24 protein-coding genes, 1 tRNA gene and 1 riboswitch are annotated in these 25,134 nt (G+C 39.6%); of the genes, 14 read left to right on the top strand and 11 right to left on the bottom strand.

From position 1 onward, the window contains the following. Positions 1-4: 4 nt before the first annotated feature. Complete coding sequence (gene lepB, locus AO498_RS06620) at positions 5-1,081, top strand: signal peptidase I (protein ID WP_067544987.1); 1,077 nt, start codon at positions 5-7, stop codon at positions 1,079-1,081. A gap of 34 nt (positions 1,082-1,115) precedes the next feature. On the opposite strand, the gene ung is transcribed toward lepB, so the two are convergent. After that, a complete protein-coding gene (gene ung / locus AO498_RS06615) occupies positions 1,116-1,778 on the bottom strand; it encodes a uracil-DNA glycosylase (RefSeq protein WP_067544984.1) in 663 nt (220 codons plus the stop codon). 64 nt (positions 1,779-1,842) lie between these two features. Between ung and apaG the strand changes: the two genes are divergently transcribed. Then, the gene (gene apaG, locus AO498_RS06610) at positions 1,843-2,229 is read left to right on the top strand and encodes a Co2+/Mg2+ efflux protein ApaG (RefSeq protein WP_067544981.1); all 387 of its coding nucleotides are present in this window, start codon (positions 1,843-1,845) and stop codon (positions 2,227-2,229) included. 3 nt (positions 2,230-2,232) lie between these two features. Then, on the top strand, positions 2,233-3,012 hold the full coding sequence (locus AO498_RS06605) for an O-methyltransferase (protein ID WP_067544979.1): 780 nt from the start codon (positions 2,233-2,235) through the stop codon (positions 3,010-3,012). Here the strand turns inward: AO498_RS06605 and AO498_RS06600 are convergent. Further along, positions 3,001-3,591 carry a methyltransferase domain-containing protein gene (locus tag AO498_RS06600; RefSeq protein ID WP_067544976.1) on the bottom strand — a complete coding sequence of 197 codons (591 nt, stop codon included), beginning with the start codon at positions 3,589-3,591 and terminating at the stop codon, positions 3,001-3,003. The genes AO498_RS06605 and AO498_RS06600 overlap by 12 nt on opposite strands. Positions 3,592-3,612: 21 nt before the next feature. Here AO498_RS06600 and AO498_RS06595 point away from each other — a divergent pair, with 21 nt between their 5' ends. The 4 genes from AO498_RS06595 (at position 3,613) to rplI (ending at position 5,790) form a co-directional block, all read left to right on the top strand. Next, positions 3,613-4,542: a hypothetical protein gene (locus AO498_RS06595; protein ID WP_067544973.1), complete on the top strand. Its 930-nt coding sequence runs from the start codon at positions 3,613-3,615 to the stop codon at positions 4,540-4,542. A gap of 145 nt (positions 4,543-4,687) precedes the next feature. Continuing rightward, on the top strand, positions 4,688-5,056 hold the full coding sequence (gene rpsF, locus AO498_RS06590; RefSeq protein WP_067544970.1) for a 30S ribosomal protein S6: 369 nt from the start codon (positions 4,688-4,690) through the stop codon (positions 5,054-5,056). Beyond that, complete coding sequence (rpsR, locus tag AO498_RS06585; protein ID WP_026953421.1) at positions 5,056-5,307, top strand: 30S ribosomal protein S18; 252 nt, start codon at positions 5,056-5,058, stop codon at positions 5,305-5,307. Before rpsF ends, rpsR begins: the two co-directional genes overlap by 1 nt. Positions 5,308-5,346: 39 nt before the next feature. Further along, the gene (gene rplI, locus AO498_RS06580) at positions 5,347-5,790 is read left to right on the top strand and encodes a 50S ribosomal protein L9 (protein WP_067544967.1); all 444 of its coding nucleotides are present in this window, start codon (positions 5,347-5,349) and stop codon (positions 5,788-5,790) included. A gap of 71 nt (positions 5,791-5,861) precedes the next feature. Here the strand turns inward: rplI and AO498_RS06575 are convergent, their stop codons facing one another. Then, complete coding sequence (locus AO498_RS06575) at positions 5,862-6,104, bottom strand: hypothetical protein (protein WP_067544964.1); 243 nt, start codon at positions 6,102-6,104, stop codon at positions 5,862-5,864. A gap of 317 nt (positions 6,105-6,421) precedes the next feature. Here AO498_RS06575 and AO498_RS06570 point away from each other — a divergent pair. Next, positions 6,422-6,494 (top strand) — tRNA-Gln (locus tag AO498_RS06570). Positions 6,495-6,537: 43 nt separating this feature from the next. Here the strand turns inward: AO498_RS06570 and AO498_RS06565 are convergent. After that, positions 6,538-7,266, bottom strand: a complete 729-nt coding sequence (locus AO498_RS06565; RefSeq protein WP_067544961.1) for an EcsC family protein — start codon at positions 7,264-7,266, stop codon at positions 6,538-6,540. Positions 7,267-7,341: 75 nt separating this feature from the next. Between AO498_RS06565 and AO498_RS06560 the strand changes: the two genes are divergently transcribed. Next, on the top strand, positions 7,342-8,211 hold the full coding sequence (locus AO498_RS06560) for a dienelactone hydrolase family protein (RefSeq protein ID WP_067544957.1): 870 nt from the start codon (positions 7,342-7,344) through the stop codon (positions 8,209-8,211). Positions 8,212-8,363: 152 nt separating this feature from the next. Here AO498_RS06560 and AO498_RS06555 read toward each other — a convergent pair whose 3' ends face one another. Beyond that, positions 8,364-11,084: a M14 family metallopeptidase gene (locus AO498_RS06555; protein ID WP_067544954.1), complete on the bottom strand. Its 2,721-nt coding sequence runs from the start codon at positions 11,082-11,084 to the stop codon at positions 8,364-8,366. Positions 11,085-11,331: 247 nt separating this feature from the next. On the opposite strand from AO498_RS06555, the gene AO498_RS06550 reads away from it, so the two are divergent. The 4 genes from AO498_RS06550 (at position 11,332) to AO498_RS06535 (ending at position 14,967) form a co-directional block, all read left to right on the top strand. After that, positions 11,332-12,258 carry a ribose-phosphate pyrophosphokinase gene (locus AO498_RS06550; protein ID WP_067544951.1) on the top strand — a complete coding sequence of 309 codons (927 nt, stop codon included), beginning with the start codon at positions 11,332-11,334 and terminating at the stop codon, positions 12,256-12,258. Between the two features lie 25 nt (positions 12,259-12,283). Continuing rightward, on the top strand, positions 12,284-12,856 hold the full coding sequence (locus AO498_RS06545; protein WP_067544948.1) for a 50S ribosomal protein L25/general stress protein Ctc: 573 nt from the start codon (positions 12,284-12,286) through the stop codon (positions 12,854-12,856). Between the two features lie 116 nt (positions 12,857-12,972). Next, positions 12,973-13,533 (top strand): aminoacyl-tRNA hydrolase, encoded by a 561-nt coding sequence (gene pth / locus AO498_RS06540; protein ID WP_067544945.1) that lies wholly within the window; start codon positions 12,973-12,975, stop codon positions 13,531-13,533. A 61-nt stretch (positions 13,534-13,594) separates the two neighbouring features. Continuing rightward, positions 13,595-13,698, top strand: a riboswitch (SAM riboswitch). Between the two features lie 102 nt (positions 13,699-13,800). Further along, on the top strand, positions 13,801-14,967 hold the full coding sequence (locus tag AO498_RS06535) for a trans-sulfuration enzyme family protein (protein ID WP_067544942.1): 1,167 nt from the start codon (positions 13,801-13,803) through the stop codon (positions 14,965-14,967). 42 nt (positions 14,968-15,009) lie between these two features. Here AO498_RS06535 and AO498_RS06530 read toward each other — a convergent pair whose 3' ends face one another. From AO498_RS06530 to AO498_RS06515, 4 genes are all read right to left on the bottom strand, one after another. Next, positions 15,010-15,468, bottom strand: coding sequence for a CBS domain-containing protein (locus tag AO498_RS06530; protein ID WP_067544939.1), 459 nt, complete (start codon positions 15,466-15,468; stop codon positions 15,010-15,012). A gap of 117 nt (positions 15,469-15,585) precedes the next feature. Continuing rightward, positions 15,586-17,115 (bottom strand): FG-GAP repeat domain-containing protein, encoded by a 1,530-nt coding sequence (locus AO498_RS06525; protein WP_067544936.1) that lies wholly within the window; start codon positions 17,113-17,115, stop codon positions 15,586-15,588. Positions 17,116-17,119: 4 nt separating this feature from the next. Continuing rightward, positions 17,120-17,857: a copper homeostasis protein CutC gene (locus AO498_RS06520; RefSeq protein ID WP_067544934.1), complete on the bottom strand. Its 738-nt coding sequence runs from the start codon at positions 17,855-17,857 to the stop codon at positions 17,120-17,122. Then, the gene (locus AO498_RS06515) at positions 17,857-18,843 is read right to left on the bottom strand and encodes an isoaspartyl peptidase/L-asparaginase family protein (RefSeq protein ID WP_067544931.1); all 987 of its coding nucleotides are present in this window, start codon (positions 18,841-18,843) and stop codon (positions 17,857-17,859) included. Before AO498_RS06515 ends, AO498_RS06520 begins: the two co-directional genes overlap by 1 nt. Positions 18,844-18,925: 82 nt before the next feature. On the opposite strand from AO498_RS06515, the gene AO498_RS06510 reads away from it, so the two are divergent. Then, positions 18,926-19,687, top strand: coding sequence for a creatininase family protein (locus AO498_RS06510; protein ID WP_067550295.1), 762 nt, complete (start codon positions 18,926-18,928; stop codon positions 19,685-19,687). Here AO498_RS06510 and AO498_RS06505 read toward each other — a convergent pair whose 3' ends face one another. Together AO498_RS06505 and AO498_RS06500 are read right to left on the bottom strand one after the other, a co-directional pair. After that, positions 19,688-23,212, bottom strand: a complete 3,525-nt coding sequence (locus AO498_RS06505) for a CRTAC1 family protein (protein WP_067544928.1) — start codon at positions 23,210-23,212, stop codon at positions 19,688-19,690. Positions 23,213-23,348: 136 nt separating this feature from the next. After that, a complete protein-coding gene (locus AO498_RS06500; RefSeq protein WP_067544925.1) occupies positions 23,349-25,082 on the bottom strand; it encodes a RagB/SusD family nutrient uptake outer membrane protein in 1,734 nt (577 codons plus the stop codon). Between the last annotated feature and the right edge of the window lie 52 nt (positions 25,083-25,134).

The following is a 25,134-nucleotide window of genomic DNA, read 5'->3' as shown; positions in this document are numbered from 1 at the left end:
AACCATGAGTAAATCCAAACAAAAAAAATCAGCCACCAGAGAATGGATTGATGCCCTTGTTTTTGCAGTGGTGGCCGCCTCATTAATTCGATGGCTGCTTCTCGAACCATTCACCATTCCGACAGGCTCGATGGAGAAATCTCTACTTGTCGGTGACTTCCTATTCGTGAGCAAAATGCACTATGGAACTAGAATCCCAAAGACGCCTTTGCAAGTACCTCTCACCCACCAAAAGATCTGGGGAACAGAAATCCCATCGTATTCAGATGCCATTCAACTCCCCTATTACCGACTTCCAGGATTTACAAGCATCAAGAGAAATGATGTAGTTGTCTTTAACTACCCGGTAGAGTTTCAATTCCCAAATGACCTCAAAACCAATTATATCAAAAGGGCAGTTGGAGTGCCGGGAGATGTTATTGAAATTAAAGATGGGGACTTAATTGTAAATGGAGAAAAGGCTCTACAGCCTGAAGAAATGCAATTTTCTTATCGAATCACCACCAATCGTCCCCTTACGGCAGACTTTTTAAATGACTACGGTATCAACCCTGACAGTTTTTATGCAGATCCTCAAAGTAATCAATTTGCAGTTTGGTGCACCCAAACAGTGATTGATCGCCTTTCTCAGTCCCCCGTGGTCACTTCAGTGACCAAAGATATTTTCCCAGCAGGCCGAGAAGAAACTTCTATCTATCCTGCAGGAAACCCTTGGAAGTGGAATCGAGATAATTTTGGTCCTTTAAAAGTTCCCGGTAAAGGAGAAACCATTGAATTGACCTCAGAGAACCTGATTAAATATTTCTTTGTGATCAAACACTATGAAGATCATCAAGCTGTTGAGATCAAAAATGGTTCACTCTTTATTGATGGACAAAAGTTGGATTCCTATACCTTCAAACAGAACTATTATTTCATGATGGGGGATAATCGACATAATTCTTTGGATTCTAGATATTGGGGATTTGTACCAGAAGATCACGTCGTTGGCAAAGCTTGGTTCCTATGGCTTTCCCTAGATCAATATGAATCCCTATTTAACAAAATCAGATGGAGTCGTTTATTTAGAGGAATCGAATAATATCAAAAAGCTCTTCAATCGAAGAGCTTTTTTATTACCATTGAATAGGAGTAAATCCATTAGCCACTAAATAATCATTGGCTTTAGAAAAATGTCCACAACCTAAAAAACCCCTATGCGCCGAAAGAGGACTAGGATGAGGTGCAGTAAGGATCAAATGTCTTTGAGGATCAATCAACGAGGCCTTTTTTTGCGCATAAGCCCCCCAAAGCAAAAAAACCACCTTTTCTTTTCTCTGATTTATAGCCTTGATCACTTCATCGGTAAATAGCTCCCACCCTTTATTTTGATGAGAGCCTGCTTGATGTGCTCTTACAGTCAATGTGGCATTTAGCAAAAAAACACCCTGATCAGCCCATCGGCTAAGATCGCCGTTTGGTGGCATTTCAATTCCTAAATCCAATTTGATTTCTTTAAAGATATTGAGCAAACTGGGAGGAAAAGGGATACCTGGTTTAACAGAGAATGAAAGTCCATGCGCCTGACCAGGACCATGATATGGGTCTTGACCTAAAATCACGACCTTTGTTTTGGGAAGAGGGCAATGCCAAAATGCGTTAAAAATATCTTTACCTTGCGGAAAAATTTGGTGGTTTGCATACTCCTCTTTCACAAAATGGACCAGATCATTAAAAAAATCCATTTGGAAAACATCTTGTAATGCATCTTTCCAAGTATCTTCGATTTTAACATTCATGGAAAATTAGTTTGATTTGTAATCAAAATAAGTGTAATTTTTAAACAACAAATTGTAATTCAGGATGATTTCATCAATTACAGAAGGTATTCAAGTTAATGTGGAGGTGACCTATCAAACGGAATTTTCCAATCCGCATCTTCATCATTATGTTTTTACATATCGGGTAATAATCCAAAACAATAGCGCAAATACCTATCAATTGCTAAAGCGAAGATGGGAAATTTTTGATGCAACTGAAGCTGTGAAAATTGTAGAAGGTGAAGGAGTTGTTGGTCAACAGCCCATTTTAGAACCTGGAGAATCACATTCTTATGTTTCTGGATGCAATCTCAAATCTGGCCTTGGAAAAATGAGAGGGAATTTTTTAATGGAAAAAGTCTACGATGGGAAGCAACTTTATGTTACCATTCCAGAATTTCAGCTCATTGCTAATATTTTTCAAAACTAAAATTTGAAGGATTTTTTATTCGCTGCTAAAGCCTATTTATCCTACTTCCTAAATAATGAAGACTTATATAGCCTTCAGTCCTCTTGGATTTATTCCCATTACAAAGGCCTTCTCTCCTACATTTCTTCCCATCAAGTCGAAACTCAAGAATTTGAAAATACTCGAGTCCAATTTTTAACTAGTAACGAAATAATTGAAGTCCAAGATTTTGGAGCGGGGTCCAAAAAAGCAGGTAAATCCTATCGAAGGATCTGTGATGTCGCCAAATATTCGACCTCGAAATCGAAATACTGTTTAGCTTATGAATACCTATGTTCCAGTACTCCAGCAGAATATGTGCTTGAATTAGGAACCTGCTTGGGTATTTCTACCCAATATTTAAATAGAGCAACTCAAGGGAACATATTTACAATTGAAGGATCTCAGGAACTTCTTCGACTCGCAAAATCAATCCCAAACCTTAAGGGAACAAATTTCATCGAAGGAAAAATTCAAGACAAGCTCCCAGAATTACTTGAACAATTGCCAGCAATTGACTTTGCCTTAATTGATGCCCATCATACCTACCAAGGGACCATATTTGCTTGGAATCAGCTTCAGCTCAAAATCCATCCAAAGACAATCCTTGTAATTGGAGATATTCATTGGTCTAGGGAAATGGAATATGCTTGGAATGAAATAAAAAACAATCCCCTTGTGACTTTGAGTATTGATTTCTTTGAATGCGGGGTTCTCTATTTCGATTATCCCGGATCCAAAACTAATTTGATTCTATCTCTTTGATTTTTTAAGGTGAATAAACAATTCCTTTCCCAATCTTGGTAACTCTGAGTTGTAACAATTTTCGAAAACGACAAAATCGAAGTACGGAGTAAAATAAGTCAGGTATTCGGCTTGATTGCCTCCAAAAGGTGGCCCAGAATCAAATTCTCGATTAAATAGCACTCCAACCAAAGAACCTCCAGGTTTTAAAAGTTCGAACATTTTTTGAGCATACTTTTCGCGCAGTGAGGGATGAAGTGCACAAAAAAAAGTCTGTTCCAAAATCAAATCATAGCTTCCTTTGTGATCAAAAAAATCACCATGTATTAGGTTTCCTTTAGGGAATTGGGGAAACCTATTGGAAAACTCTTCAATTGGAATCTTTGAAATATCAAGGCTAAAAATATTAGTGAAGCCAAGATTCCAAGCCGCGATTACCTCATGAGCATTCCCTGCTCCAGGAACCAGGATCTGAAGATCTTTCCTTTCAATTTGGCAAAGATATTGATAAAGGGGTGTTGAGGCCCTACTAAGGTCCCAACCGGTATGGCCGGATAGATACCTAGCAGACCAAAAAGCCTCATCAAATTTTAATTCCATAAGCCCTAAAAGTGAAACATCATGAGTTCCAATTTTGAAAACAATTCAAACCAAAAAAAGGATCAAAGCAAAAACATTATCATTATTGTTTTAGTCCTTTTGGTCATTATCAGCGGTATCAAACTTTACACTGATTACGTTGACCGTACTAAGAAAACAGAAGAAATCCTCCTGCTCTCTTCAGAAAACAACGAATTAAACAATCGTCTAGACTCCATCACTTACCAACTAGATCTTAGAATTCAAGAAATCGAAAAACTAGGAGGAGATGTTAAGGCATTGGAAGCAGTAAGAGATCAAATGATTGCAGAGCGAAATTCAGCAAAACAAAGATCAAATGCTGAAATCGCAGCCTTGAATTCCAAAATCAATAATCTGAATTCACTCATCACACAAAAGGATCAAGAAATCTTGGAACTTCGAGCTGCCAATCAGGAGCTTTTTGCAGAAAATCAAGACTTGAAAACTACACAAACTCAAATTGAAGAGGAAGTCGCACAATTGAATCTACAAAAGCAAGATTTACAAGCAAAAGTGGACGTCGCTTCCATGCTAAAAGCTGAAAATATTTCAATTGCAGCTGTAAACTCAAGAGGGAAGGAACGAGTAGAAACAACGAAAGAATTTCGCAATCGTCAAATTGAGCGACTAAAGGTTAGTTTTAATTTGAGAGACAATAAAGTCGCCCCAAAGGGTCCTAGAAACGTATTTGTTCAGGTATTAGGTCCAAATTCACAGCCAATATTCGATGTAGCAAAAGGTTCAGGAACATTCATGATCAATGGAGAGGAACTATTCTACACCATGAAACAAGATGTGATTTTTGATAATACAGAGCAGGAATTGGTGTTTTATTATGAAAAAGGTTCGGACTACACCACTGGAAGTCATGAGGTAAAAATCTTTGTGGACAATTACCAAATAGGATCAAAGACTTTCAATGTAAAATAAGCCCATAGGTAAATTAAAAGTGAGGGTTTCCTTTAGAAAGGAAGCCCTCTTTTTATTCCATAAGTTCTGATATTCCTTTGGAAAACAGGAGACAATCCCCTACTTTTGCGGTCTGTTTAACAATTCCTTTAAAAACACATTAAGCATGTTCCAAAGAAATTATGAGACGGTATTCATTTTAACTCCCGTTTTGTCTGATGTTCAGATGAAGGATACTGTCGACAAGTTTGTAAACTTGTTAAAAGAAGAGGGGGCAGATGTGATCAATGTGGAAAACTGGGGACTTAAAAAGATGGCTTACACTATCGAGAAAAAGACCACAGGTTTCTACGTATTGGTTGAATTCAAGGCGGATCCTACTGTGATCAGAAAGTTTGAACTGGAGTTCAGACGAGATGAAAAAGTAATGAGATTCTTGACGACTGTTCTGGATAAGCACGCAATTACTTATGCAGAAAGAAGAAGAAAAGGTGAATTTAACAAAAAAGCTGAAGCTAAGGAGGAGCTAGCCTAATGACACTCGTAAACGAACCAATCAACAGAGGCGAGATTAAGAAAAAATATTGCCGATTTAAGAAGCACGGGATCAAGTACATCGACTACAAAGACCCTAACTTCCTCTTGAAATTTGTAAACGAGCAAGGCAAGATTCTTCCTAGAAGACTTACTGGAAACTCTGCAAAATATCAGAGAAAAGTAGCTCAGGCTATCAAGAAAGCAAGACACTTGGCTTTGTTGCCATTCGTAACTGACGGATTGAAATAATCCGGTCTTGTATTGTTCAATCAAAAAAGATCATTACCAATGGAAATAATTCTAAAAACAGACATCAAAGGTCTTGGCTATAAAAATGACTTGGTAGATGTAAAGCCTGGATATGGGAGAAATTACCTTATCCCTCAAGGATTTGCAGTTCTTGCTACTGAGTCAAACAAAAAGATTCTTGCTGAAAACATTAAGCAAGCCGCTCACAAAGCTGAAAAGTTAAAGACCGAAGCAGAAAACATTGCTGCTAAACTCGCTGAAACAACGCTTGAAATCAAAGCTAAAATCGGTGAATCAGGTAAAATTTTCGGAAAAGTTACAACTCTTCAGATTTCTGATGCACTAGCTACACAAGGATTCGATATTGATAGAAAGAAAATCTCTATCAATGTTCCAGTTGACGGAGCAGGTGAATTCTCAGCAGAGGTAGACCTTCATCGTGAGGTTAAAACTTCAGTGAAGTTTGTAGTAGTAGGAGAATAATCCGAACTAGTTTCAATAGAAAAGGCCCGTGAATTGCAATTCGCGGGCCTTTCTTTTATATAGGATTAAGATTAAGCCAAAGCCTTTTCTAAATCCTCCACCAATTTCTTAGCGACTGCCTTACTATTTTGTTCTCTTGCTGCTTTAAATGCATCAAGAGCTTTTCCAGCTTTTTCAATTACTCCTACTGGATTACCATCATTTTGAAAACTTACCCAGCACCAGCTTAATTCTGAAGCTAGATCAGCCTGTTTGATTTTCTCCAATTTACCGATGACCTCAGTCACCACTTTTTCCATTTTTACAGTGTTCATAAGTGTATGATTTTGTTGATTTAGTTTTCAAATTTTCAACAAAAGAATACAATTAATTCATTTATATCAAAATTTTTAGAAAATTTTTAACACAAATGCAATTTTCAATCGATTTCGAAAGAAAAAATTTTTAAGAAAACACACCTCTTAAACCTGTTTTAAAAAAATCAACTCGTTTGACTTCGGATTTTTTGTGACTGAATTCAAGGATTTTAGCTGGGCACAAAAAAATTCTTCTCAAGTAGGTTTGGAAAAAATAACTCGTAACTCTACCTTTGTGACACTTTAAAGGAATCACACGAGATTCTTTCATATACTGATCCATGGTGTAACTGGCAACACGTCTGATTTTGGTTCAGAAGAGTCTAGGTTCGAGCCCTAGTGGATCAACAAAAACCTCTCAATTGAGAGGTTTTTTATTTTTATCCCATCCTCATTTCTTCAAAACCCGCAATCGATAACAGTTCATCGCAAATCTCCCAAGATGTGCCGTCAATTTATAGTTTGCGATTGCTCCTACGGGTGCTCCAATAATTGGAATAAGCTGGGCAAGCTTTGCCAAATCCATGTAATCTCTATAATCAAGCTGAAATGTCTTCCAATCAAATTGATCCAAATCTGCAGGAAGATCATAAACATACATTTCCCAATTTTCAATCAAACCTATTAAGTCATTTCTCCTATGTTGATTTGAAAAACTGAGTTGAAATACAAACAAGAGAAATAATCGTTCTTGGTAACTCTTAGTATCAAAACCATACCATGCTGCTATATCAAAAAGCATCTTCATTTTTAGGGTTAAAAATGCAGGGAAATCAGCTAGACCTAGCAAAATCCCTCCAGCCCCTGTCAATCCACCTTCTGCACTTGCAGCATTCCTGTACCACTTAATCCGGTTTCTGATTTTTTCCTCCCTATGATAGAGAATCATTGATTTATCGGGTGAGGGCTTTATCCATTCAGATCCAAATAGAACAGCCTTAACCATATTTTCAACTGCCACAGCAATTGCTTGATGGATTTTTTCCGGAATCCATGAATTAATTTTATCCTGAATTCCATGCGCAATTCGGCCTAGGATTCTTGGAGGAGTTTTTACCTCAAGAAGCCAAGTCTCCAAATCAGCATTGACATAATGATTGTAATTTTCTTCCGAGAACATTAAAATTTGAATAGTTAAACCTAAGCGTCAATTTGAAGTTTATTTTCCGAATCCACCTTACTAAACGCAATTACTATGATTAAGCCTTTTCTCTCCTTATTTATTTTCTTGGTTGCATGGGCATTTTGGCCTAAGACCAAAGAAATTCAAAGCCAAAGTCCTTTTGAAGGAATTACAATTTGCCATACTCCAAATGATGACATGGCTCAATTTGTAAATGCACCTGGTTTTGCATCTTTCCATCCATCCCCACTTGAAATTGAGTTTGAAGGCAAAGGTAGCATGACTCAATTCACCACTCCTGATGGCACTGAGGCTTCTGCATACTTAATCAAAGCAAGTATCACCTCCGATAAATGGCTATTTGTCTTCCAAGAATGGTGGGGATTAAATGATCACATTAAACACCAAGCGGATGTTTTCTTTGAAGATTTGGGAGGAAAAGTCAATGTGATCGCTCTAGACATGTATGATGGAAAAGTAACGAATACCCCCCAAGAAGCTGGTCAATTTATGCAGGGCGTTCAAGAATCCCGTCTTGAAAATATTGTCGCAGGTGCTAGACAACTCGCGGGTCCTGACGCCCAAATTGCAAATGTTGGTTGGTGTTTTGGCGGCGCATGGTCTTTGAAATCAGCCCTTCTAAATGGAAAACAAACCATTGGATCAGTAATGTATTATGGAATGCCTGTTCGGGATGTAGAAAAGCTCAAGACACTTAATTCAGATGTTTTGGGGCTATTTGCTACCGAACAATATATTTCTGAAGAAATCATTAAAGAATTTGCAAGTAAAATGGATGAAGCTGGAAAAAAGCTTACTTATAAAATTTTCCCTGGTGTTCATGGCTTTTCAAATCCAAGCAACCCAAAATATGATGAAGCTGCAAGCAAAGAGGCTTACGCTATGGCAATCGGATATTTGAAAGAAAAGTTTGGAGTCTAAAAACATCCATTCTTCGATTTCACTCTGAATCAGCTCTTTTTTCTTGAGATTGATTAGCACTTGAAGTCGAAAATTCTAATTCTGCCTACTCATAAAAAAGCCATCCTAGATTTTCTAGGATGGCTTCTTGTCTTAATCCTTATTTATTTCGATTACTTATAGAGCCCATTGAAAAGCATTTTAAATGTGCCGTGTGATTGTGCTCGGAAAGTAATTTCAGGACCGAAAGCGTACAGTTTGCCTTTACCCACCTGCGCTTCAAAAGCAGTCACCCCATTTTTCAGGTATTGCTGTCCCCAAGCCCATCCACTTTTAAGCGGGGGTTCAGTACCGAACCAAGCCAAAGGCTTCACTCCTTTCAATCCAGCATCTGGACTCAATTTAAAGACAGGACTATTATTGAACATCACGTAAGCTCTGTCATTCATTCCATAATTCGCCGGGGATTTGACATCGACATGCATCTCCAAAACACTTCCCGGTATGTAATATTTATCTCCTGGGAGCGACTTCTCTTTTCCATCCACCACCTCAACTAGTGCATTTGACACAGGCAACTCTAACTGATATGCCAAAGAGGTAGCGGCGCCGACTGTCATGATCTGACCTCCATTTTCTAAGAATGTCTTGAGTTGAGGAATCGACTTTTCCCTAGATAATCTTCCTAACATTTTGTGGTACTCTTCAGGAATTTCTTCTGCTTTAGGCTGGCCCCCTCCTCCATAACCTCCTCCTGCACCAGGCATACCTGGACCAATAAATAGAATGACATCAAATTTTGAATTCAAATTTCCAGAATCAATATCCTTGGGATACACAATCTCAAAGTCAAAATGAAACTGCTCCATCATCCATCTTACCCATCCTGAAGGCATGGAACCTCCATAGTAATCAAATAGCCCTACTCGACTTGCTTTGATTGGTTTGGATTGAGCGGGCTGTTTGGAAACAGGTTTTGCAACTATTCCATGATCTTTAGCCAAAATCTCCAAAACTTTCTTTCCAGCCGAAGGAATATAAATGGAACCCGCAGGCATTCCTTCAAGAGCGGCTGTCACTCTTGATACATTAACCTTTGCTTTCAGAAGCTCATTTATCGCTAAAAAAGAATCATTGGACCTTGCATCAAGTAAATATCCTGAAGCCGAGGACACCGATTGTGCTTTTGGACTTAATAATTGACCAAAGCGAATAGGCTGGAATGGGCCATCAAATCCTTCCATAATTCGATCAAACTCAACTCCCATCTGAAAAGCAAGTGTCCATCCAGCAGCATCATAGGGTCGAATCGGAGGACCTCCTGGATATAGAAAATCATTAGGGTGATCCTGAGGCTCAAACATATCCAAAACATGTGGTCGAAATGCTTGGGCTGTTTTTACGACATAGGATCCTTTCGGATAAGTTTTGCCTTGAATAGTAAAATCAGAAGTAGCCTCATGAACCTGAATTCCAGACTTAATCAATGCATTTAGAAATTTAATTGCAGTTGAAAAATCAGCCTGATCCGCTGAAAGCACATACATTCTTGGATCTCGCTTAGTGGGATTCTGATACACACTATCATAAAACGCTAAAGGAACACCAGATCGAAAACCAAAATAGACTGCATCTTCATCTTCCTCTGATTTCTTTTTCTGAGATGCCTCAAAGCTCTTTTGAATGTCTTGAGCATATTTTGGATAGCGTGTCCAAGTATCAGTATTTCCTCTTTCGATAGATTTTTTACCCATCAAATAAAAATTATAGAGTAACTCATCTCCGTGTCTAACTGCATGATTTAGGATTGCATAGTTCAATGAAACCGAATAGTCAATAGATCTTCTAAAAGGCCAAGGACCCGGTGTCACAGGATAGGGAGTCCCATTATTCGGAATTAAACGATCTGGAACAAGCGGAATAGAATATGGAGAAGGGTCTCCTACGATTTCGGTTAGAATACCGATCATATTATGGTAATACGGAGTGGTGCGAAGTCCACCATTCCACCAAGTTGAAAAAACTGATCCATCTAATCGCGTATACCCCGGTTTATCTTCGACATGAAGCCGATTGATCATGGCTGCACCAACAGCATCCAGACTTGTAATAATCAAAGGATCAAAAACATGATTAAAAGGATCCCGATAGGGAGGTCCTGCAACTACTGTTCCTGCCGGACCTGATTGGTGATGGTTATAGACAATTTGAGGGAGCCATTCGACATATTGCTGAAGAGAAATATTAGTGGATTCCTTCATATTATTCATGTAGAAATCACGGTTATTGTCATGCCCGACATATTTCTGATAGAGGACAGGAATATTCTTATTTCGTTTCGTAACATCCTCATGCTGCATATACCAATTGGACATGATTTCCATCCCGTCAGGATTAACATGAACCAAAAGGATAATCACCTCATCTAGGATTCTCAATGTTTCTTCATCGTTTCTGGAGGCCAAGTGATAAAGCGTCTCAATGAGCTGCTGAGCACCCACAACTTCACTTGCATGAAGTCCTCCATCTATCCAAACCACTGGCTTTCCCTCCTTAGATAGCGCCCTGGCCTCTTCCTCAGTTATCTCTGCCCTTCCGAGTTTTTGAGAAATTTCTTTATATCTCTCAATCTGTTCAAAATTCTTTGGAGCGGTGATAATGAGCATAGGCTGTTCTCTTCCAAATTCCGTTTGTCCAATACTTTGATATTGCACTCGATCTGAAACCTCTGCCACTTTTTTAAAATAAGCTTCCAACTGGGTGAAGTTTGCCAATTGATAAGGTTCGCCCACCTCAAACCCTAAGAAGGATTTTGGAGTGGGAACAGACTGGGCCGAAACTGAAAATAACGTTCCGATAAAAACCCAGCAGATTAGGAAGAATTGTTTTCTCATAGTAGATCACAATAAATGGACTTCTGCTAAAATACCTGATTCTAGGAATCATAACAGACCGAATGGGGAGGTAGGGGATTATTTTACAGGATCGGGGAAATGTGTCTTTAGGAAAATCAAACAACCGGAACCATTAGATTTTTTTCAAAATATTGGTTTGATGAACGGGGAATTGATTAGCCCTTCCTCCAAAAATCCTTACTTTTGTTAGCGATTCCTGACCATTCCTTTTCCCAAAAATCATCCCATGTCCGAGGTAAAAATATTTGCAGGCACCAATAGCGAGGTTCTCGCGCAGAAGATTGCCAAAAGTTTTGGTAAAAAATTAGGTGAACTCACTCTTTCCAAATTTAGCGATGGAGAAATGTCTCCTAGCTTTGATGAATCGATTCGTGGATGCACGGTATTCATTGTTCAGAGTACAAATCCTCCAAGCGACAACTTACTGGAACTTTGCTTGATGATTGATGCCGCAAAAAGGGCGAGTGCATACAAAGTTTGCGCTGTCATTCCTTATTATGGTTATGCGCGACAAGACCGAAAAGATCGTCCTAGAGTTTCTATAGCCGCAAAGCTTATTGCAAACATGCTAACCTCCGCAGGTGCAGATCGAATTATGACTTGCGACTTACATGCTGGTCAAATTCAGGGATTTTTTGATCTACCATTGGATCATTTGAATGGATCAGCTATATTCGCACCCTATTTGAGCACATTGAGGCTGGAAGATATGATTTTTGCAGCCCCTGATGTGGGAGGTGTGGCAAGAGCAAGAGCTTATGCCAAACACTTCGAAGTAGAAATGGTCGTCTGTGATAAGCACAGAAAAAGAGCCAACGAGGTTGCTTCAATGCAAGTAATCGGCGAAGTAGAAGGTAAAGATGTCATCCTTGTTGATGATTTAGTGGATACTGCTGGGACACTTTGCAAAGCTGCTCAGATTATCATGGACAAGGGAGCTAAATCAGTTAGAGCAATTGTGACTCACGGTGTTCTATCTGGTAAGGCCTACGAAAACATCGAAAATTCTGTTTTGGAAGAATTGGTAATAACTGACACGATTCCTTTGAAACAGCATTCCTCGAAAATTAGAGTATTAAGTGTAGCTGAGTTATTTGCAAAAGCTATTCACGCAGTAACTGGAAATACTTCTATCAGTTCACTGTTTATTTAAGAACCAATTTTAAACATACAAATACATGAAAACACTAGAGATTATAGGGTTTAAAAGAGCAAATCTCGACAGTGCCTCTTTGAACGAAATCAGAGATTCTGGCAATGTTCCCTGCGTGGTTTACGGTCCAGGTATCCCTGAGCAAGTTCATTTCTATTCCCCAGCGATTCTATTCCGTGATTTGATTTATACTCCAGATGTTCACTTAGTAGAGCTGAACATTGAAGGTACTATCATCAAAGCGGTATTGAAAGAAGCTCAATACCATCCAGTAAGTGAAGTTCTTCTTCATGCTGACTTCATGGCGTATACCGAAGACAAGGCTATCAAATTTGAAATCCCTGTTCGAATCGAAGGTAGCTCACCTGGTCTTGCAAAAGGTGGTAAACTTGAGTTCAAAACTAGAAGATTGAAAGTGAAAGGATTGGCAGGTAATCTTCCTGATTACATCAAAGCTGACATTTCTAACCTTGACCTTGGTAAATCACTTAAAGTGGGCGAGATCCAAGCTGAAGGATTTGAAATCTTAACTTCTCCAAATGTATCTATCGTGACAATTGGAATTCCAAGAGCACTTAGAGGTAAAAAAGGAGAGTAATTTCCTGAAGAATCAAAATGAAATCCTGCTCCTTTTCCGGGCAGGATTTTTTTATTTTAATCATCAAACCTTTTCCATTTGTACAACTATTCTTCTTCATCTAATCATAGTGAAATATGAAATACCTATTGGTAGGATTGGGAAATATTGGACCTGAATACGAGTTGACGAGACATAATATCGGATTTCTGACTCTAGATAGACTTGCGGATAAAGCTGGCGTTGCCTGGAAGAGTGACCGACTTGCTTTTAAAACTGAGGTTAAACACAAAGGCCGTACACTTCATTTGATCAAGCCAACCACTTACATGAATCTGAGCGGTAAGTCGGTAAATTATTGGATGAAGGAGTTGAATATTCCAAAAGAAAATATTCTAGTCTTGGTTGACGATGTGGCTATACCATTTTCAAAATTGCGAATGAGAGCAAAAGGAAGTGCAGCTGGTCACAACGGACTCAAGAATATTGAAGCCCTATGTGGGGGACAAGATTACCCCAGACTTCGAATGGGAATTGGAGATAATTTCCCCAAAGGGAGGCAAGTAGAATTCGTATTGGGAAGATTTACTCAGCAAGAATTTGACGAATTACCTGCGATGATGGATAAGGCAATTGAAATGATTTACAGCTTTTGTACCATCGGAATTGCACAAACCATGACTCAATTCAACGATTGATTTTTGGGGAGATTTGGATTTGATCAATTCTCCCTCTTAATTTGTACCACTTCAGGAAACTGATTTATAAAGAAGAGGCGAGAGACTAGGCTCGATGACCCTCTGGCAACCATCCCAGCCAAGGTGAAAGGTGCCAATTCCTACCCAAAGCGGGAACTATAAATTGGCGTAATTTGACTCTACCCCACTTTCTGGTTCGGATTTTACCTTTGGGAAAATTCTTTAAAAATTTCTTGAATTTTCACCGAATCCAAACCTATTAATACCATGAGTCATTTCGAAACAGACGCCATAAGAATCCAGCACCGCTCTGACGTTAAGGAGCATTCGTCTCCCATATTCCTAACCTCAAGTTTCACCTTTGAGTCAGCTGAGGAAGCAAGAGCAATGTTTGCCGATGAAATTCAAGGAAACATCTACTCTAGATATTCTAATCCCAATTCTTCTGATTTAATCGAAAAAGTCTGCAGAGCTGAGGGAACTGAGGATGGAATTGCCACTGCCTCGGGAATGGCAGCTATGTTCGGAAGTATTGCATCTATTCTGCAACAAGGCGACCATATCCTTGCTTCCCGATCACTATTTGGGTCTACCCACCAATTACTCACGCGAGTATTTCCAAAATGGGGAATCACCTCCACCTATGGAGACATCGCTGATTGTCAAAACTGGGACAGATTGGTCCAGCCCAATACCAAAATGCTATTCCTTGAAACTCCTTCGAATCCAGGTTTAGAAATTATAGATCTAGAATGGGCTGGAAAATTTGCTGCTGCACACAATCTCATCCTTGTGGTCGATAATTGTTTTGCCACACCTTATCTCCAACAACCTGCTAAATGGGGAGCTCATATAGTCACACACAGCGCCACTAAATATATTGATGGGCAAGGACGTGTTTTAGGAGGATTAATTCTCGGAAAAAAAGAATTGATTAAAGAAGTCCAGTTTTTCACCCGACATACGGGGCCTTCCATTTCTCCATTTAATGCGTGGATCTTGTCAAAAAGTATGGAAACACTTGCTGTTCGAATGGACCGCCATTGTGAAAATGCTTTAAAAGTCGCTACCTATTTCGAAGGAAACTCAGAAATAGAAACTGTGCGATATCCATTTCTAAAATCCCACCCACAGCATGACCTAGCTCTAAAACAAATGAAAGCCGGAGGAGGGATAATAACTCTTACCTTAAAGGGAGGACTAGCCCGGGCGCAACGTTTTATCGATCAACTTCAAATGATCTCCATTACCCCAAACCTTGGAGATAGCAGAAGCATCATTACACACCCTGCATCCACCACTCACAGTAAACTCTCACCTGAGGAACGAGCACAAGTTGGCATAAAGGATGGTTTGGTAAGATTGTCGGTAGGATTAGAACATTATGAGGATATCCTCAAGGATGTCGAAAATGCGATCGAAAAATCCAAATAACGCGTAAACCAAAAATGCCTCGAAAATCGAGGCATTTTTGGTTTACCAAGTGGTATGTTTGAGAGAAGGAAAGGCCTTTATTACATCACTTAGACTTATTTGTCCAACAAGTTGTCCTTCATGCAAGACAGGAAATCGCCTTATTTGATATTCAAGAAATTTTTGAGCAGCATCAAAAATGCTCATGTTTGGACTTAAAGTAATCACGTCACGGGTCATTAATTCAGAAACCTTTGCTGGAAATCGAACGGTGTTCGTGTATTTCCCCTTGATAATTTCCCTCAGACAATCTACCTCTGAAATGATTCCAATTAAACTACCAGATGCATCCACTACAGGCGCTCCTGAAATTTTCCGTTTAGTCAAAGCTTCCATGACCTGATCTATAGTATCATCAGGCCCAAAAGTCACGAGCTTCGTAGACATGTGGTCTTTCACCAAAACAGGCTGAGTCAGGGTCTTGGACTCTACCACTTTTACCCCTTGAAAACTTTTTACCATAGCTTAGAAAATTTAGAGAGAAATAAGCTACTGCTTTTCAGGATTAAATGAAACAAAAATCCAAATTAATTACCTATAACATCATTTTATTTCCAAAACAGATACTTTATCAAAATATTATTTTAGGGTGTTTTTCAATAAAACAAATGGTCTCCAATTTTCTTTCGGAGCTTGATAAAGCTGATTAAACGCAAATGAACCTACGATAATATCCTCATCTCCATCCAAATCCACATCTCCTTTTGTCAAAGTCAGCCAATGATCTTCCATCTGCTCTTTAATCACGTGAGGAACTAATTTCATAGAGGATGTTTGCTGGAAATAAATCAGGTTTTGATTTGGCTTTTGCCTTCTGTCTGGAAAGAAAGCAATGGCTATCAAGTCCATTTTCCCATCTTGGTCAAAATCACCGACCTCGAGCCCACTGGCTCCATGCATAGGATAAAACCACTTTTCTTCAAATTCTCCAGACTGATTTCGTTCAAAAATTCTAACTCCATGGTAATACTTTAAAATCTGACTTTGATCCGCATTATCTCCATTGACTAAAATAATTTCTTCGCTTCCGTCACAATTTATGTCCAAAAATCTAAAATCGCTCGAACCAAACGCAGGATGAAAACCAAGGAGTTGCCTTTCTTTAAAGTTCCCCTCTCCTATATTTTCAAAAAGAATAATCCCTTCTTTGGCTTGAGTCATCAAGGCCAAAATATCCAGATCGCCATCTTTATCATAATCCAAGCCTATCGTCCTCCTTGCACCAGGATCTTTCTTTAAAATCACTTCCTCAAATCCACCACCATTACTCAAATGCAAACTCAGTTTCCCGAGATGATTTCCAAATTCACAGACAACAAAGTCATCCTTCCCATCTCCATTCCAGTCCCCTCTTTCTACATGAACGGGACGCATAAGGTGAGTTATTTGAGGGGTGCCTTCCCATTCTTTAACTTTCGAAAAATTGGCAAATACTCCTAATGAATCGTTCGCAGGATCCATCAAGCCCATCGTCAGGAGATCAAATTCTGTTTCATTTTTCCAAAAAATCTCAACCGGAGCTACATCTGTTGGGATTGACTGGAGTCCCTTGAATTCATGCTTAGAATCCAATTCATAAAGCGATCGAAATCGGTGCCCAAGCCAAAGATTCCCGGTTTCCGGATGAACCCTAAGCATAGTGGTTAAGCTTGGGCGGACAAAATCAAAATTGGGAATAATCAATTCGAAGCCAGGAATACCTTTTCGGGGTTCTAATTTTTCGCTTTGAGGCAATGGTTTTTCGGGGGCATTTTGCAAATAATAAGCTTGCAGCTTTTCCCACTTTTCTTTAGAAATAAATGGAATTTTAGAATAAATACCATCCGGAACTCCCTCATCCTCAGGCACAGAAGATCCAAAATCCTCCTCCAGATACAAGCCCATTCGCTTTCTCATATCAGGAAGAACTTTCTCCCAAGTGGCTCGATCTAAGATTTTTGGTTCGGGTTTCAAATGACAAGATGCGCAATACCCATTGGCAAGTTGCTCTCCAGTAAGATTTAAGTCTTGTTGAGAAAGTTGGTATAAACTCGGAGGAGGCTGTTTTCGCTCTGCGATTTGGCCACATCCCATCACTCCCAAAAAAAGAATCGCAAGCAAGTATCTCATACTATTACAATACAGCTTTAAAGCCAGCCACCACTTCAGGATCTATTCCAAGTTGAACGGAATAATCAATCGGCATTGCCGAAAAATTCAAATCTGGATTCACAAATTCGTTTTTGGACGCTTTTTGAACCTTGCAAGAAGCATGAACTTCTCTAAGCCAACCCGTTTTTTTCAATTGGGGAATATGTTCTGATTGTGTTCCTCCACCAGGCATGATCACGATTCGATCTTTGGCAACTTCAAGTAACTGGGTAATTACCTCCAATCCTTCGGACAAGGTATTTTTCCCTCCGGAAGTTAGAATTCGATCAAACCCAAGTTGAATGATTGCTTCTAAGGATTCATATAGGTCAGAGGAAGCATCAAAAGCTCGATGAAAAGTGCAGGGTTTGTCCCCAGCAGCCCTTCTTAAAAATTCATTGGCTTGCATATTTACCTTTCCCTTTTCATCTAATACCCCAAACACAAAACCATCCGCTCCAAGGTCTCCGAGAAGTTGAATATCCTGTTTCATGACGAGCAACTCCTTTTCGGAATACACGAAATCTCCACCGCGAGGACGTATCATGACAAAAACTGGAATGTCAATTTCCCCTTTTAAATACCGAAGCATTCCAGCACTTGGGGTTTCTCCTCCCTCTGGGAAATTCGCACAAAGCTCCAACCGATCAATTCCAAATTTTGCGGCCTCCAAGGCTCCTTGAAGGTTGAATACCGGAGCTTCAAGAATAATTTTTTCCATTACTTAAAATAACTACCCGCGTCAATCAATACATTCCCCTCTTTGGTGGCTTTGGCATAATTAAAGCCTGGATGAACTGCAAAACCTCCCACTTCACCTTCTTTGTTTATAGCCAAAAATCCAGCTTGAATATCTTGAATTCCCTTATTCTTGGCCACTAAACGTCGAATTGCCTCCTCACATGCCTCCTGAGGGGTCCTGCCCTGGCGCATTAATTCTACAATTAAAAAGCTCGCGCAAATTCTGATAATGGATTCTCCAAGTCCTGTCGCTGTGGCCGCACCTACTTCATCATCTACAAATAGGCCTGCTCCTATGATTGGACTATCTCCGACTCTCCCATGCATTTTGTAAGCCAATCCACTTGTCGTACAACTTCCCGCCAATTTACCATTGGAATCAAGTCCAATCATCCCGATCGTATCGTGATTTTCAATATTAATGATTGGCTTATACTGACTGGTCACTTTCCATTTATCGTATTCTATCTGAGCTTTTGGGCTAAGTTTTTCTTCTTCCAAAGGAAATCCCTCTGCAATCGCAAATTGCCTGGCACCTTCTCCAACCAACATTACATGAGGTGTCTTTTCCATCACCGCCCGTGCCAGAGAAATCGGATGTTTGATCTGCCGGACAAAAGCAACTGAACCACAAGATCCATCTCCGGTCATGATCGAGGCATCCAAGGTAGTAATCCCTTCTCGATCAGGAAGTCCTTGAAGTCCCACTGATAGATTTTCCAAATCCAATTCAGTATTGCGCACTCCTGCCTCGACGGCATCCAAAATACTTCCAGTCTCTTCCAATTTTTCCCAAGCATCATGATTGGCTGGAATCCCATGATTCCAAGTAGATAAAATCAATGGTTTTTCTCCGGCTGCCGCTCCTGATTTGGTTTTGGATTCAGCACATGAGGCAGCAACCCCTGGGAGTAAAAATGCAGAACCTAAAAGGGACTGCTTGATAAACTTTCTTCTTTGAGACATGGATCTTATTTTAGAATCGGGGAGTCAAATTATCAATTTTGCCCTAAATTATCCCTTCCATTTATCTAATTCTGTGAAACCCATGAGACCCTATATTTTAAAAGAAGCCAATTGGAAAAGTCTAGAAACGTTTCGATACGAACTTGCTGTTTTACCTTGGGGAGCCACTGAAGCACACAACTTCCACATGCCTTATGGCACAGATATTTTTGAGGCGGATGCTATCGCTGCAGAAGGAGCAAAAAAAGCTTGGGAAAATGGACATAAAGTAGTCGTCCTACCTACACTTCCTTTTGGTGTAAATACCGGACAAGCAGATATTTATTTGGACATCAATATCAATCCAAGCACGCAATTGATTATTCTTCAGGATATCATTGAAGTTTTGAATCGTCAAGGGTTAAAAAAACTGTTAATTGTCAACAGCCACGGAGGAAACAATTTTCAACCCATGCTCCGCGAATTGGGACTCAAATTTCCCGAAATGTTGCTTTTCACTTGCAATTGGTTCCAAGCCTTAAACAAAAGTCTATACTTTGAAGAATCTGGGGATCATGCAGATGAGATGGAAACTGCATTAATTCAATATTTGCACCCTGATTTAGTTCTCCCTCTTGAAGAAGCTGGAGAGGGAAAGGAAAAAAAATCAGTGATCCGAGGTATCCAAGAAAAATGGGCTTGGGCCGAAAGGAAATGGTCACAAGTCACTGAAGACACCGGAATAGGAAATCCTAAAAAAGCGACTGCAGAAAAAGGAAAACGATACTTTGAAGATGTAACCGATAAAGTCTCCGAGCTGATCGCTGACATCTGTCAAGCTCAGCCCGGAGAGTTATATCGTTGATTAATTTCGGGTGAAAATATCCATGGGGATCATTTCTCCCTTGTAATTGACCATGATAACAGACTTCGCTGATTTCGGAAGGACAATTTCTCTACTTGATTGAGATCCAAAGCCACTTCCATAATGTAAATCAAATCGTTGAGTCTTTCCATTTTCCAATTCAACCAAAAGAGCCATTGCATCTTTAGGAGGGAGCAATGATTTGATTTCGAAAGCATTGCCCTGAAGTGCCAATAACTTACCTCTATTTTGAGAGGCAAAAAGGATCGGAGCCCCTTGAGCAGGAAAAAGTTTAACAAGGGCTTTTGCATCTCCCGGAACCACAAAGCCACTTTTTCGAGGCTCCACCGCCTCAAACTGTCCTTGTCCATTTCCAAGCAACACCAAACCGACAGATGCATCTAACCTTCCTATGAAAATCTCATTTCCATAATCATTTCCGACAAGCACAATGTCAGAAAATCCGTCCTGATTTACGTCTTCTGTAACCAAACCATTTACTGGGGCCAATTGAGCCAAAATTGGAAGTTCACGTACTTGAAACTTTCCTTTACCAAGATTTTCAACCCAGACCGATCGATCAAAATTCCCTGTTAGGACCAAAGCATCTTTGCGCTCATCTTCACTAAAAAAGCTTTGCTCGGTACTATTGGCAAAATATTTATACCTGTCAAACTTCCGTCTGAACATCGGGCTTTGCCCAATTAAATCATCCCAAAAATGACTTGGAAAAGATTGATATCCGCCTCCAATTTTATCTTTGTAGAAAGCAAAAGTGACCGGATCAATTGATCCATTATTATCAAAATCCTTTGCGTAAATTTTGAGTGGCCGATCATTGGAAGGCTGATGTACATTGTTGGCTCCCAAATTTCCCACCACCCAATCAGAATCACCATCTTGATCAAAATCGGCGGTAGCTATCGAATTCCACCACCCCAAGTAGTTTTCTAATCCAGTATTTGAAGCCTTTTTGAATATCCCTCCTTCATTTAGAAATAATGTAATTGGCATTAACTCGCCAACTACCACCAAATCAATCTTACCATCCTGATTGGCATCAGTCCAAACTGCATCGGTTATCATACCCAAACCTGATAGTTCAGGAATCAGCTCTGCAGTTTTATCAACCAACTGTCCATTTTGGTTATGATATAGAAAACTCTTTTCTGGCAAGGGATATTGGGCAACTGGCGCACGACCACCTACAAACAGATCTATCCAACCGTCTCCATCGAAATCTGCTCCTCTAACAACACTTCCATTTGCAGGTGAGGCAACAAAGTTTAAATCAAGATTAAAATTTCCTTTTCCATCATTGAAGTAGACTCGGTCTCGATACTCAGCAGAATTTGGAGCAAACTCAGCGCTTCCACTCACCAAGTAAATATCTAAGTCATCATCATTATCCAAATCAACCAGAAGAATCCCCGTTTCTTCAAAAATCGAATTCTCTCCCGGCAAAAGTTCTTTTTTCAAAAAGCCTCCATTTTGCTGTTGGATAAACCCTACAGGAGAAAACCCAGATGAAGATCCCACTACCAAATCCTCCAATCCGTCTCCATTTAAATCACCAACCGCTAATGCTGGACCAAATTGGGATAACTTATGTGGCAATGTTCTCTGAATATTGTAATCGATTTTATCTTCTTCCTCATGAATCAATTCAACTCCAAGACTTGAAGAAACTTCATTGAAAAACTGCTTACTACCACCCAAATCCAAAATTGCCAAGTTTGAATTTCCTTGAGTTGCTTGAGAATAGGATATGGATACTAACTGATTTACAGATACATTTTTAAGCCTATTTTCCTTTCCATCTGACCATATAACCAATATTTCCTCCACTTGGCTCAAGCTATCCAATCCAAAGTGCAGGACAGGTTCCGTGGATGACATATAGCCACGAACTGTTTGCATTTCTTGGAAAAGAATTTGTTCTGCAGGAAGTTTGAGTAAAACCTTAGCTCCCAATCCAGTTGGGTTGGCTTTACTACCTTCTAATTTGATCCTGAGATAATTTGGATGTTGTTGGCGTTGATTTAAGGTATTCTCAAAAACAAAAGCCGGATCATTGATATTATTGACTACATAATCCAAATCACCATCATTGTCTAAGTCTACCAATGCAGCACCATTGGAGAAAGAAGGAACATTCAATCCCCATTCCTCTCCTGAATCTTTGAAATGAAGACCATCTGAATTTCGATAGGAATAATTGGGAATTTTAACAATTGGAATAGAATCCAAAAGCTGCCTTACCGAGGCAATATTTCCCACATCCGCCCTATAATTTGCAAAATCCTTATCTGTAATGTCTCTTGGAAAACCATTAGTAATCAACAGGTCACGTAAACCGTCATTATCAATATCGCCAAAAAGTGGTGCCCAGCTCCAATCTGTCTGATAGACTCCTGCTAACATTCCAATTTCACTAAAAGGAATTCCGGGACCATTGTTGAGATGAACCATATTCCGAACATATTGATATTCATAACCAAACTGTTCATTGTTCAGATAAGTCTGATATACATTTTTACCGATCGTGGTTTTCTTTCGGTAATTATCTTCTCCCAACATATCGATGGTTATTAAGTCCGGAAGCGCATCATTGTTAAAATCCGAAATGTCAGACCCCATAGAGAATTGGCTTTGATGCTTTAAATTCTCTTTAGTTTGATTTGAAAAAGTTCCATCCTGATTATTGATATAAAGGATATCATTGGTGATATAATCATTACTCACATGGATATCCGGCCAGCCATCATTATTCATGTCAGAAATTGCCAAGCCTAAGCCAAAACCTTCATAGACAATTCCGGCTTCCAAGGTCACATTTGTAAATGTACCATCCCCATTATTTCGATAAAATGCGTCATTATTAACCGCTGTCCCATCTGTTACTTTTGGACGAAAATTGGTCGGCTTGGTAGTTAATTGCTCGTTATTTAGAACATACAAATCCAAATCACCATCCAGGTCATAATCTAGGAAAGCTGCTCCCATTCCATTTCCAGAATCAGCAATTCCATACTGAGCGGCCATTTCCTTAAAAGTAATACTACCTGAGGCATCTTTTCCTTGATTAACAAAAAGTAGATTATTTCGCTCACCTTGACCTTTTTTCATGGCAGCAGCCACATAAATATCAGGCAAACCATCCTCATTGATATCCACAACCACACTTCCAGTACACCAACGATCAGAAGCCATTACTCCAGATGATTCAGAAACATCAGAAAATTTAAAATCTCCTTCATTTAAATAAAGTCGATTTGGAACTTGATTCCCTGTAAAAAACAAATCAGGAAGTCCATTTTGGTCAAAATCTGCAACAGTAACACCACCCCCGTTAAAAATGTATTCATCGGTGAGAATATTAAAGCTATCAGATTCGGTGATAAGGTTATTAAATGTGATTCCGGTTTTGTCTGGAGATTTAAGGACAAATAGTTTATCCTCTTTTTTACAGGAGATAAAACTTAAAATCAATACGAGATAGCAACAAAGGAACAGGGACTTCATAGGTAATTTATAGAATGCTTGGGAGCTTTGAAATTAGCATTTTCCAAGCTTAGACAGAAGATTTTGGAAATAATATCCCACAAAAAAAGAGAAGGCCTCTCGACCTTCTCTTCAATTAAATTCTCAAATCAACTTCTTAGAAGCCAGGATTTTGAGTAAGGATATCCGTTCCTACAAGGTCAATTTGATCCTGAGGAATTGGAACCCACTTGTATTGATCAGTATATTTTGCACCACCAAGTGCAGCAGGAAGCTTCACGGCATCATATGCTAAATAGAAATCCAATTCAGCTTGAGCAGTTCCCCAACGCTGAAGATCGAAGAAACGATGTCCTTCCATTCCCAATTCAAGCAAACGCTCATGACGAACAGCCAATCTAGCAGTGTCGGCGCTTGTCCAAGCATCATTATAAAGACCAATTACATAATTAGCAGCATCAGAACCATCTTCTCTCTTAAGCTTGGAGTTCATTGCTCTTGTTCTTACACGGTTAACATATTCTCTCGCTTTTTCCAAAGACCCAACTTCGATTTCAGCTTCAGCAGCTAAAAGAAGGATATCAGCAAAACGAATGATCATGAAGTTGATACCGGTATAACCAGGGGTCCAAGAAGAGTTATCTTGGTAAGAACCTTGCTCAGATCTAGCATAAACATACTTCTTAGGAGAGTAAGGTCCAGCATTTGGTTGGTTACGAATCCAAGCTTGACCTGGGTGGTCTTGCCAATCCAAATAAGGAATGCCTCTTCTACCTACTGTATGATCCAAACGAGGGTCAAGGCTTCCAGCATCAGGAGTAAATGCAGCACCTGAAGCTAAACCCATATCGTTCTTCACTTCATTAGCAGGGCTATTGTAAGATTTGTCCAACAAAGGAAGTCCTTGAGCAGAAGTTCTGAATGCGTTTACGAAAGTAAAGCTTGGCTGGAAGAATCCGCAACAGTTACCTGGACCAGCAGGACCAGTATTGTAAGGGAAGTTCAAGTCAAACTCAGGGTTAGCATTCAATACAGATCCAGTGTTTGCAGCAGACTGATAAGCCCAAACAGACTCTTGGTGGTTATCATTTGCAGCACGGAACATGTCATCATAGTAAGAAACTAAATCGTACTTCAAGCCATTTGAGGTAACACCGTTAGCGATTACATCATCAAATAGGGTTTTAGCCTTGGAATACTCTTTAGTGTACATGTAAACTTTACCCAAATATGACTTTGCAGCCCAAGCATTTACACGACCTACTTGAGGCTGTGTAGCTGGAAGATTTGCAATAGCATATTCGAAATCAGCAATGATAAATGGCCATAAATCCTTATCATTTTTAACTTCTTCAAGACCAGATCCGTAATCTACGGTTTCGTCTACATAAGGAGTTCTATTGTAAAGTCTAGCCAATTCGAAGTAGAAATGAGCTCTCAAGAATCTTGCTTGAGAAGACAATCTCTTTTTGTCAGCATCTGTTACATCAGCACCAGCTTTTTCAATTAGTCTCAAAACATTGTTTGCTCTGGCAATACCTTCGTAACAAACATTGTATTTTGATCCCATTTCCCCACCCGCAGCGTTGTTTTCATATCGCTGAATTGGGTTAATCGTACTAAAGTCTCCAGGGTCAGTGCCTTTGTTAGCCTCTCCCCCTCTGATACTCCCCCAAACCCAGTTGGAAGGAGACCCTAATCTGTTACCACGACCGTTAACTTGAGAATACGCTGCGATAAGAGAAGCATCCAAACCAGCTAATGAAGAAAGCTGATTTTCAGACAATTGCCCTACCGGTGGTACATCAAGAAATTCGTCGCTACAACTCACTGCTACCATCATCGCCGTGGATGCTAGTAGGGCACCGAATTTTAATTTGAAATTTTTCATTTTTGTTAATCTATTATAGTTTCTATAACTCGATTCAAATCAGGATGTTTGG

This window comes from Algoriphagus sanaruensis (assembly GCF_001593605.1).
Lineage (GTDB): Bacteria > Bacteroidota > Bacteroidia > Cytophagales > Cyclobacteriaceae > Algoriphagus > Algoriphagus sanaruensis.
The sequence above is the reverse complement of the archived record's forward strand: the minus strand, read 5'-3'. Positions and strand labels throughout refer to the sequence as shown.